Source organism: Streptomyces sp. RKND-216, assembly GCF_004795255.1.
GTDB lineage: Bacteria > Actinomycetota > Actinomycetes > Streptomycetales > Streptomycetaceae > Streptomyces > Streptomyces hazeniae.
In genome coordinates, this window is the sequence record NZ_SSBQ01000002.1 from 4,306,572 (window position 1) to 4,317,825 (window position 11,254).

Here is an 11,254-nt window from a genome sequence, read left to right on the forward strand (position 1 = left end):
GCGGTCGGCGCGCGGCCGGGAACGTCCGCGCGCCGACCGCGGGAAGTGCACCGACCTTCGAGGGGGGAACACGTGGCACCGGACGTCACCGGCGACGCGGCACGCCCATGCCCGGCAGCCGTGCGCGGAGCGGCCTGGCATGTGCCCGAAGCGGCCACGCCGGTCCCCGAGCTGCCCGAGCTCGCGTCGCTGAACGAGGAGGAGCGCCGGGCCTGTCTGGCGCTCGGCGTCGACCGTATCCACGCGGACGACGCCCTGGACTCCACCGCGCTGGCCGAAGGAGCCGCGCGGCAGGTGCTGGACCAGGCGGGGTTGCCGCCCGGGGACCTCGGCGGCCTGATCGTCGTGGAGTCGAGGGCGCCGGAGACGCTGCTCAGCTCGGAGGCGACCAGGCTGCAGCGGCGGCTCGGCGCCGACGCGGCGATCACCTTCACCGTCGGCGGCCTCGGCTGCGTCTCGGTCACCCCGGCGCTGCTCGCCGCGCGCGGACTGCTGTGCGCCGACCCGGGCCTGGGCGACGTGCTCGTCGTCCACGGGAGCAAGCCGGCCGGTGCGGGCCGCTACCGGCACCCGGTGACGGTCAACGGCGACGGCGGGCAGGCGCTGCTGGTGTCCCGCCGCGGCCCGGTACGGCTGCTCGACATCGTCCAGGAGACCAACGGGGACCACTGGGACCTGTTCCACGTCGCCTACCGGGACCGGCCCGCCGACCAGTGGCGCGAGGAGTGCCGGGACCTCCCCACGTACTCGTTCCGCCTCGCCATGGAGACCCGCGGCAGACTCTCCGCCCTGCTGTCCTCCCTTCTGGAGCGCAACGGCCTCGGGCTCGGGGACGTCCGAGGCTACGTCAGCCAGAACCTGTCGGCGGCCGGCTTCCGGTTCACCGAGGAGTCGCTCGGGATAGAGCTGCTGCCGGTCTGCCGGGACAACCTCCGCCGCTTCGGCCACCTGGGCCCCAACGACGTGTTCCTCAACCTCTACACGGCGAGGGAGCGCGGGCAGCTCGTCGAGGGCGACCGGGCCGTACTGATCAACGTGAGTCCGGTGGCCGCGTGGAGCGTGCTGCTGGTCGAACTGGGACCGCAGGAGAAGATGTCATGAACCTGATCACTTCGGAGATCACCGCCTTCCTCTCCGACGCGCTCCGCTGCGAGGTCGGGCCGGAGGACGACTACTTCGCCCTGGGCCTGGCCGACTCCCTCTTCGCCCTCGAGTTGGTGACCTTCGTCGAGGAGCGCTTCTCGCTCACCGTCGAGGTCGAGGACCTCGACCTCGACAGCTTCCGGACGGCCGACCGCATCACCGGCTTCGTGCAGCGCAAGTCCGGGGCGGCGGCCCACCCGGAGGGGCCGTGAGCACCCGGACCGGGCGGCTGAGCTCGCCGGTCGCGACGGCGGCCGGCCTGGCCGCGGACGTGCGCGACCGGGCCGCTGTCTGGGACCGCGACGGCGGCCTGCCGGACACCGTGCGCGACGAAGTCGCCGCCGCCGGCCTGCTGGCGGCCGATCTGCCCGAGGAGTACGGGGGCGCCGGCGCGACCCCGGCCGAACTGGGCGAGCTCTGCGCCCACCTGGGCGGCGTGTGCAGCGCGCTGCGGGGCCTGGTGACCGTGCAGGGCATGGTGGCCGCGGCACTGCACCGGTGGGGCACCCGGGAGCAGCGGGCCCGGTGGCTGCCGCGACTGGCCGACGGCGAGCTGACCGCCGGCTTCGCCGCCACCGAACAGGCCGCCGGAAGCGCGCTGTCGGCCGTGACCACCCGGATCGAGCGGGACGGCGCCGACGTGGTGGTCACCGGCCGCAAGAAGTGGATCACCTTCGGGCAGGTCGCCGACGTGTTCCTCGTCCTCGGCCAGGACGGCGGCAGGCCCGTCACGGCGCTCGTGGAGGGGTGGCGCGACGGCGTCGGCCGGGAACCGGTCCGCGACCAGCTGGGGATGCGCGCCGCCCGCATCGCCCACGTCGACTTCCGGTCCGTCCGGATACCGCCCGGCAACCTCGTCGCCCCGGCCGGTCTGGGGCTCTCCCACGTGGCGGCCACGGCGCTCAACCACGGGCGCTTCACCGTCGCCTGGGGCTGCGTCGGCATGGCGGAGGCGTGCGTGGAGGACGCGGCCACCCACGCCGCCACCCGCGCGCAGGGGGATGCGGTCCTGGCCGACCACCAGTCGGTACGGGCGCTGCTCGCCCGCGCGGCGGTCCAGGCGGCGGGCGCGCGCGCACTGTGCTGCCGCGCGGCGGAGGCCCGCAGCGGGAACACCCAGCGCGGCATCCCCGAGACCGTCCTCGCCAAGTACGCGGCCGCCGACGCCGCCGCGGCCGCCGGCCGGGACGCCGTCCAGATCCTCGGCTCGGCGGGCTGCGAGCCCGACAGCCGTGTCGCCCGCCACTTCCGGGACGCCAAGGTCATGGAGATCATCGAAGGAGCGCAGCAGGTGGCCGAACAGCACATCGCCGAACACGTGATGCGCCGGTACACGGCGCCCCGGGCGAACGGCACGCCGGCCGGCGCCGCCGGCGGGGCGGCGGCGCGATGACCACGGCGAAGGACACCACCGAGAACACCGCCGAGGGCGCCGTGGCCGTCGTCAAGTGCCTGGTCTGGGACCTGGACGACACCCTGTGGGACGGGGTCGTCCTGGAGAACGACGAGCCCGTCCCGTACCCCGCCGCACTGAAGACGCTGCGCGCGCTGGACGAGCGCGGCATCCTGCACGCCGCCGCCAGCCGCGGCGAGTACGACGTCAGCCGCCGCCACCTCGAACTCCACGACCTGGAGGAGTGGTTCTGCGACCTCCAGGTCGGCTGGGGGGCGAAGTCGGAGGCGGTGCGGCGCATCGCCGAGAGGCTGAACATCGGCCTGGACACCATCGCGTTCGTCGACAACGACCCGGTGGAGAGGGCCGAGGTCGCCTCCGCCCTCCCCGTCGTCCGGTGCTATCCCGCGGACCAGGTCGGGGAGCTGGCCGGACTGCCCGAGTTCCGGCCGGAATGCGTCACCGAGGAGGCCGGCAGCAGGAGGCTGCTCTACCGCACCGAGCACCGCCGGCAGGCCGCCGAGGAGTCCTTCGGCGGCGACCGGCAGGGCTTCCTCGCCTCGCTGAACCTGGTGATGACCGTCGGGGACGCGACCGAGCAGGACCTGGCCCGCGCCAGCGAACTGACGGTGCGCACCCACCAGCTCAACACCTCGGGGGTCACCTACGACGCCGCCGAACTGCGTGCGCTCGCGGCCTCGCCCGACCACCGCGTGCAGGTGGCCAGGCTCCGCGATGACTACGGCGACTACGGCATCATCGGCCTCGCCGTCACGGAACACACCGCCGACGAGTCCGTGCTGCTGCTGTTGCTGATGTCCTGCCGGGTCGCCTCACGCGGCGTCGGCAGCGTGCTCCTGGACCACCTGACGCGGGAGGCGGTGGCGGCCGGACGCCGTCCCGTCGCGCACTTCGCGCCCACCGACGTCAACCGCACGATGCTGGTGACGCTGCGCTTCGCCGGCTACACGCCGGTCACCACCGAGGGCAGTCCGCTCGTTCTCGCCGTCGACCCGGAGCAGTTGGGGCCGCCGAAGCCGAGCCACGTCCACGTCGTCCGCGGTACGGACTGAGGGAGGCGGCGACCGTGCGCGAGCAGACCGTGCAGAGCACGAACGAGCCCGGCCGGGGCCCGGCCCCGGCCGGCCACGACGGCACCGGCGTGCCCGGCGTCCTGGAGGGGTTCCGGCGGCAGGCGGCGCGATCCCCCTCCGCGACCGCGCTGATCGTCGGCGGCACACGGCTGACGTACGGCGCGCTCGACCGGGCGTCGGCGGCCCTGGCCGGGCACCTGCGCCGACGGGGCGCCGGCCCGGGCCGGCTGGTGTGCGTACGGATGCGGCAGTCCGCCACGGCCGTGATCGCCATGCTCGCCGCGCTGCGGGCCGGGGCCGCCTGGGCCGTCGTCGAGCCGGACCAGCCGCCCCACCGGCTGCGCGCGCTTCTCGCGGACACCGACTGCGCCGTCCTGGTCACCGCCCGCCCGGACCCTCTCCCGGCCGGCCTGCCGCACCCGCCCGGCATCCTCGACCTGAGCGACCTGAGCGACCTGAGCGACCTGAGCGACCTGAGCGAGGGCGCACCCGCCGGGCCCGTGGTCGCGGGGGGGTCCGGGGACGCCGAGGTCCCCGAGTCGGCGCCCGTGTACGTCGTCTGCACCTCCGGGTCGACCGGCGCGCCCAAGGGGGTGATGGTGAGCCGGGCGCAGCTGGCCGCGTCCATCCACCCGCGGTACCGCGTGTACGGCACCGAGCGCTCCACGTTCGTCATGGCGATGCGCCTGTCCTTCGACGGCATGCTCGGCGGCATGTTCTGGTCGTTCACCGGCGGCCACACCCTCGTGCTCCCCGACGAGAAGGAACTGCGGCAGGTCCACGAACTCGCCGGGCTGGCCCGCCGGCACGCGGCCACCCACCTCATCGTGGTCCCCTCCTACTACCGCGCGCTTTTGGAGGAGAGCCGGCTGCTGCCGGAGACGCTGCGGCTGGTCGTGGTCGCCGGCGAGGCGTGCACCCCGGAACTCGTGCGCCGCCACCACCGGTTGCTGCCCGGCACCCGCCTCGTCAACGAGTACGGCCCCACCGAGACCACCATCTCCTGCACGGTCCAGCCCGACCCCGACCCCACGTGGCCGCGCATCCCGATCGGCATGCCCTGGGCCGGGGCCGAGGCCCACGTCCTGGACGACCGGTTGCGGCCGGTGCCCGCCGGGGAACGCGGCGAGCTGTACATCGGCGGCAGCTTCGTGGCGCTCGGCTACGCCGGGCAGCCGGGCAGGACCGCGGAGCGGTTCGTCGCCGACCCGTTCGGCCGCCCCGGCGCGCGCCTGTACCGCACGGGCGACGTCGCGCAGGCCGACGCGTCCGGGACCCTCCACTACCACGGCAGGACGGACGACCAGGTGAAACTCCGCGGCACCCGGATCGAACTCGGCGAGGTCGAGGCCGCTCTCGAACGTCACCCGCGGGTCGGCCAGGCCGTCGTCCTGCATGACACCTCCGGCGCCGACGAACCACGGCTCGTCGCCTTCCTGGCCCCCGCGTCGGCCGACGCCCCGCTGCCGTCGTGGCCGGACCTGCGCACGCACTGCGCCGAGTACCTCGTCGTCCAGGCCGTCCCCGCCGTCTTCCGGGAGCTCGCCCGCATGCCCCTCAACTCCAGTGGCAAGGCCGACCGTTCGGAGCTCCAGGCGCTGCTCCGTGACGATCCCGCCGCAGCGGAAGGCGACCAGGCCGGGAGCGCGGCGGACGGCGCCGACGACCGTGTGCGGGAGGTGGCACGGATCTGGGCCGAGGTGCTCCAGCACGAGCAGACCGGCCCCCGCGACAACTTCTTCGCGGTCGGCGGCAGTTCGCTGAAGGTGCTCGAACTCCACAAGCGCCTGGAGCAGCACTGGCCCGGCGCGGTGCGCGTCGGGGAGCTGTTCGACCTCACCACCATCACGGCCCAGGCGGAAGCCCTCACGGCACGGCTGGGCGGGATGCCCGAGCCGGGCGACGACACCCTCACCGCCTATGAGCTGTGAGGCGGTCCCACCGGTGGCACCCCAGGCGACGAGCGAACGGGAAGGCGATATGAGCGGGACAAGCGCGACACGCGGCCGGCCCGGCATCGCGGTGATCGGCATCTCCGCCCGGTTTCCGCAGGCCGACGGCATCACCCGGTTCCGGGCCAACCTGCGCGCCGGCCGCGACTCCGTGCGCCCGATGCCGCCGGAGCGCAGGGAGGCGACCTGTCTGGACCCCGACGCGGTGTACCCGCAGATGGGCTACCTCGACCGGATCGACCTGTTCGACCACGCGTACTTCGGCCTGTCCCGGCGCGAGGCCGAGGTGACGGACCCCCAGCACCGCATCGCACTGCAACTGACCCGCGAAGCCCTCGAGAACGCCGGCTACGCCGCCTCCCGCATGCGCGACTCGCGCACCGCCGTCGTCTTCAGCTCGCCCAGCAACGGCTACCTGCCGCTGGTGCGCGAGGTCGGCACCCTCAGCATGATCGGCAACATCCCCTGCGGGCTGCCCGCCCGCGTCTCGCACCTGTTCGGCTTCACCGGCCCCTGCTACGGCGTCGACACCGGGTGCAACGGATCGCTGGTCGCCGTGCACCAGGCCTCCCGTGAACTGCGCGACGGGGACGCCGACTACGCCGTCGTGGGCGGCGTCAGCGTGCGCCACGTGATCGCGCCCGAAGCCGCCGTCGCCGCCTTCCCCGGCATCGCCTCGCCGACGGCGAGGTGCCGGGCGTTCGACGAGAAGGCCGACGGCGCCGGCGCCGGCGAGGGCGGCGCCGTGCTGCTGCTGACCACGGTGGACCGCGCTCTGCGCGAGGGCGCCTTCATCCACGCGGTGATCCGCGGCACCGCCGTCGTGCACAACGGACGCCATTCGGCCACCATCGCGACACCCTCCGCCCGGTCCCAGGCGGAGGTGATCCGCCGGGCCTGGCAGCACGCGGGAGCCGACATCGGTACCGCCGGCTACCTGGAGACGCACGGTTCCGGGACCCGCCTCGGCGACGCCGTCGAAGTGGAAGGGCTGGCGCTCGCCCGTACCGGTGTCCCCGAAGGAGCCGGCGACCTTCCGGTCGGCTCGGTCAAGACCAACCTCGGGCACCTCGACCACGCGGCCGGCATCGCGGGACTCGTCAAGACGGTCCTGAGCGTCCGCCACGGCGAGCTGTATCCCTCGCTGCACTTCGACCGCCCCGCCGAGGATGTCGACCTGCGCGCCGCCCGTCTCGAGGTGGTCACGGACACGCGCAGCTGGCAGGCGGACGTCCGGCGCGCCGGTGTCAGCTCCTTCAGCCTCGGCGGAATCAACGCGCACTGCGTCGTGGAGCAGCCGCCCGCGGCGACCGGCGCAGGCGGCCCGTCCCGGCCGTCGCGGGCGGACCGCGCGCGGAGACTCGTCGGCGTGTCCGCCCGCACCGCCGACGACCTCGTGCTCCTCTGCGAGCGCCTGTCGCTCGTGCTGCGCGACGAGAACCCGCCGCTGGACGACGTGGCGCGCACCCTCAACGAGGGGCGTGACCACCACCCTCACCGCCGGAGCTTGGTGGCGGGCACGACCGCCGAACTGGCGACGCAGCTCGCCGCGCACGCCCTCTGGACGCGTCTGGACGCGGTGGAGGACGAGGGCGCGTCGGGTGACGGACGTGAGCCGGGGAGCGGGACCGGGGGGCGGGCCGACGGTTCCGGATCCTCCGGCCCGCCCCGCGTGGTGCTGCTCCTCTCCGGCGACGCCACCGGACTGCCCGACGGTCCCGAGGTAGCGCTGCCGGACGGACTGCCGCTGCCGCCCGGCCCGGCGGACCGCGTGCGCGGCCAGCTCGCCGCCCACGCCGCGCTGACCACGGCCGGTGTGCGGCTGGCCGGGCTGATGAGTTCGGGCGTCTCCCGGTACGCGGCGCGCCACCTTCAGGGCCGGCTCACGGCTGAGGACACCGCCGCGCTGCGTCGTGCCCGCGACACCGGTGCCGGCGGCGAGTCCGGCGATAGGGCCGACGAGTCCGGCGACGCCTTCGGCGGCCCGGTGCGGCCGGAGCGGCTGCGCGCCGCGGTCGAGGAGCAACTCGCCGCGGGTCCGGTGGTCTTCGTGGAGCCGGCGGCACACGGCGAGATCAGTGACCTGCTCCGCGACCACCTCGCCGACCGAGCGGACGCACGGGTGGTCCGGCTCGGTGCGGAGGCCGAGGACATCCTGGGGGTACTCGGCCGCCTCTACGAGAGCGGCGTCGAACTCGACTGGTCCGCGCTCCGGCCGGAGACCGGGGACGGGCACCCCGGGCCGGGACGGATACCGCTTCCGGGCCATCCCTTCCGCGGCGTGCGCTGCTGGGCCCGCCAGGAGGGCGACGTCATCCGCTTCGAACCGCCCGCACAGCCGACCCCGGCGGCGTCCATACCGGCCGAGGCGGGCCCGCCCCCGCCCGCCGCGACCGTGCCGGGCCGTACCGTCTCCGTGCTGGCCCCCGCCTCGCCCGGCCGCGAGCCGGTTCCCCTCCGCAGCGCCGAGACCGTACCGGAACCGGCCCGGTCTGTGGCCGCACCGGAACCGCAAGCGGAACCGCAACCGCAGGCGGATTCCGCGGTGCCCGGCCGGGCGGCCGAGACCGGTGACACGGTGCTGCCGTGGCTGCGTGAAGCCATGGCCGCGCTGCTGTATGCCGAGGACGTGGCCGCCGACGCCGACTACTTCTCCATCGGCGGCAACTCGGTGATCGCCCTGCAGCTCGTCGAGCGGGTGATCAGCCGGTACGCCGTCGCGCTCAGGCTGGTCGACATCTACACCCACCCGGTGGTCTCCGACCTCGCCGACGCCATCGCCGCACGCCTTCCGGAGCCCTCCGGCGCCGCCGTCGAGCCTGCCGCTCCCGGCGGCCGCACCATGCCGACGCCGGCCGCCGACGCGGACGGACTCCACCGGCTGCCGCCGATCCGCCCCGGCCAGGAACCCACCCTCTCCTACGGCCAGGAACGGATGTGGTTCCACCACCAGCTGGACCCGGACACCCGGCTCTACAACCTGCCCGGCGCCACCCGCATGCGCGGCGAACTCGACCTGGAAGCCATGCGGCTGGCATGGGAGGACCTCGCCCGGCGCCACGAGGTGCTCCGCTCCAACTTCGTCGAGTCCGACGGCCGCCCCGGCCTGGCCATTCGCCCCGAACTGGGCGACTTCTTCCACGTGCTGGACGTCTCCGCGGAACCCGATCCGGAAGCCGCGGCCCGGGCCGCCGTCCGCGACGAGACCGACTGGGTGTTCGACGTGGCGCACGACCCGCTGGTGAGGGTCGCCGTCGTGCGCATCGCCCCCGGCGACCACCTCTTCTGCTGGACGATGCACCACGGCGTCAACGACGGGTGGGCCCCGCAGATCCTCATGGGCGAGCTGATCCGGTTCTACGAGGCCCGCTGCCAGGGCCGTGAGCACCGCCCGGAGCCGCTGCCCGTGCAGTACCGCGATTACGCACGATGGCAGCGCGACCTGCTCGAAGGCGCCCTGCTCGACGGCGAACTCGACTACTGGCGCCGCAAGCTGGCCGACCCGCCCGCCCTCGAACTGGCCACGGACCGGCCCCGCCCGGCACGGATGGACTACGCGGGTGCCACCTACGGCTTCACCGTCCCCGCCGAGCTGGTGCGCCGGCTCCGCGCGGTGGGAAGCCGGGAGACCGCCACCCTGTTCATGGTCCTGCTGACCGGACTGAAGGTGCTGCTCTCCCGCTGGTCCGGGCAGCGCGACGTCGTCGTCGGCACCCCGACGATCGGCCGCAGCCGCCCCGAACTCTGGGGACTGCTGGGCTTCTTCAACAACACCATCGCGCTGCGCTCCGACCTCTCCGGTGACGTCACCTTCCGCGATCTGCTGCGCCGGGTGCGCACCGTGGTGCTGGAGGCCATGGAGCACCAGGAGATCCCCTTCGACCGGGTGGTGCGCGAGGTCGCCCCGGACCGCGACCCGAGCCGGAATCCGATCTTCGACGTGATGTACGTGCACCAGACGCTCCCGCCGGAATTCGCCCTGGGGGAGAGGACCACGTTCAACCCGGGCCGGCCCGGCGGCGGGGACGACGAAACCCCCCAGTTCCCCGGACTCCCGGCGGGCACCGCCAAGTTCGACCTCACCGTGGTCATGGCGGAACGGCCCGACCACGAGGAGCTGGAGGTCGCTGTGGAGTACAGCACCCGGCTCTTCGACGGCGACACGGTGGCCGCCATGGCGCAGTCGCTGCTGGACCTGCTCTGGGCCGCGGCCGAGAACGAGGACACCGGCTACGACCAGTTGCCCGCAGGCCCACCGGCCCGCCGCCCCGCCGCCGTCGGCGACCGGCCCGCCTCAGCGGCCGCCCGTCCCGAGCGGGCGTCACGGTCGGTCTCCGTCCCCGACGACCACGCCGTCTCCTCGTGCCTGGAACTGCGAGGCGACGTCGACGAGGACGCCTTGCGGGCGGCGTTCGACGACCTCACCGAACGCCACGAGGTGCTGCGCACCAGCATCCCGGCATCCACGGCACAGGAGCAACAGGAGCAGCTCGCAGCACCGCGGGGCGGCGAGGGCCGCTTCCGCACGCTCGACGTCTCCCACCGCCCGCGCCCCGCCGCCGCGGCCCGGGAACTGGCCCGCACGCACGGCCGCACGGCGACCGACCCGGACACCGGCGCACCCGCACGGGCCCTGCTCGTCACCACCGGCCCGGACAGCCGTCTGCTGGTGGTCACCACTCACCGCGACGCGTACGACGGTGCCCAGCCCGGCCTGCTCTTCGGCGACCTGCTGGCCCTCTACGCCGCGCGCTGCGGCCGGGAGCCCGCGCCGCCCGCGCCCCCCGTCTCCTACGGCGACTACGCCCGGTGGCAGCGCGACCTGCGCGCCGACGGCCTGCTGGACGGACAACTCGCCCACTGGCGACGGACCCTGACCGGCCTTCCCTCCGGCGGGCTGCCCACCGACCGGCCACGCCCGACGTCCGGCACCCACGCCTGCGCCACCCACACCCTCCGGGTGCCCTCCGACCTCGCCCACGCGCTGGCGCGCGGCGGCACGCGGGAACGCCTGCTCGCGGGAATCGCGGCGATCAGCGCGTGGCGCTCCGGCACCCACGAGACGGTCGTCGGACTGGCGGAGGCGGCCCCCGACACCGACTCGACCGCCGAGGACCCGGGCCGCCCCCGCCCCGGCGAGGCCGTCGGCCCGTTCGCCAACCCGCTCGCGCTGCGCATCAGCACGGCGGACGACCCCGGCCTGGAGACGCTGACCCGGCGGGTACGCGCCGTCGTCGAGGAAGCCTCCGCGCACTCCGATGTGCCGTTCGAGGACGTCGTGCACGCGCTGCGCCCGCCCCGCGAGCCAGGCCGAGCGCCACTGTTCGACCTCACCTACGCCCACCACCGGCTGCCGAGCGGCCTCGGCGCGGTGGCCGGCCTGGAGGTACGGCCCGGTGCGGGTGACGGGCGCCTGCTGCTGCCCGCAGCCACCGCCGGGCACGACCTCGCCTGGTCGGTGCTGGAAGGGCCCGAGCCCGGCGCCCTCACCGTCTCCGTCACCTACCGCACCGAACTCTTCGACGAGGAGACGGTGGTCGCGGCGGCGGCCGACCTGACGGCGCTGCTGCGCCGGGGGTGCCGCGAGCCGGAGGTGCCGCTGAGCGCCCTCTGGCTCGCCGACGACACCGCGTTCGCCGACTGACCTGCCCGACGGACCAGAAGGAGGCCCG

General features: G+C 74.6%; 6 protein-coding genes. All 6 read left to right on the forward strand.

The features are described 5' to 3' along the window. The first annotated feature begins 72 nt into the window (after positions 1 to 72). From E4198_RS18780 to E4198_RS18805, 6 genes are read left to right on the forward strand one after another with little or no spacing between them, the layout of a single operon-like run. On the forward strand, positions 73 to 1,101 hold the full coding sequence (locus tag E4198_RS18780; RefSeq protein ID WP_247597738.1) for a 3-oxoacyl-ACP synthase: 1,029 nt from the start codon (positions 73 to 75) through the stop codon (positions 1,099 to 1,101). Continuing rightward, entirely contained in the window at positions 1,098 to 1,355 is a 258-nt protein-coding gene (locus tag E4198_RS18785; RefSeq protein WP_136184184.1) for an acyl carrier protein, read from the forward strand. Before E4198_RS18780 ends, E4198_RS18785 begins: the two co-directional genes overlap by 4 nt. Further along, the gene (locus E4198_RS18790) at positions 1,352 to 2,536 is read left to right on the forward strand and encodes an acyl-CoA dehydrogenase family protein (protein ID WP_247597739.1); all 1,185 of its coding nucleotides are present in this window, start codon (positions 1,352 to 1,354) and stop codon (positions 2,534 to 2,536) included. Before E4198_RS18785 ends, E4198_RS18790 begins: the two co-directional genes overlap by 4 nt. Beyond that, the gene (locus E4198_RS18795) at positions 2,533 to 3,609 is read left to right on the forward strand and encodes an HAD-IIIC family phosphatase (RefSeq protein WP_136184185.1); all 1,077 of its coding nucleotides are present in this window, start codon (positions 2,533 to 2,535) and stop codon (positions 3,607 to 3,609) included. Before E4198_RS18790 ends, E4198_RS18795 begins: the two co-directional genes overlap by 4 nt. A 14-nt stretch (positions 3,610 to 3,623) precedes the next feature. After that, a complete protein-coding gene (locus E4198_RS18800; protein ID WP_136184186.1) occupies positions 3,624 to 5,561 on the forward strand; it encodes a non-ribosomal peptide synthetase in 1,938 nt (645 codons plus the stop codon). A gap of 49 nt (positions 5,562 to 5,610) precedes the next feature. Next, positions 5,611 to 11,226 carry a condensation domain-containing protein gene (locus tag E4198_RS18805; protein WP_168711471.1) on the forward strand — a complete coding sequence of 1,872 codons (5,616 nt, stop codon included), beginning with the start codon at positions 5,611 to 5,613 and terminating at the stop codon, positions 11,224 to 11,226. The last annotated feature ends 28 nt before the right edge of the window (positions 11,227 to 11,254 follow it).

What these genes read in the sequence shown, in the direction of transcription:
- E4198_RS18795 (WP_136184185.1), top strand. Translation starts at nt 2,533, where the DNA reads ATGACCACGGCGAAGGACACCACCGAGAACACCGCCGAGGGCGCCGTG.
- E4198_RS18805 (WP_168711471.1), top strand. Translation starts at nt 5,611, where the DNA reads ATGAGCGGGACAAGCGCGACACGCGGCCGGCCCGGCATCGCGGTGATC.
- E4198_RS18785 (WP_136184184.1), top strand. Translation starts at nt 1,098, where the DNA reads ATGAACCTGATCACTTCGGAGATCACCGCCTTCCTCTCCGACGCGCTC.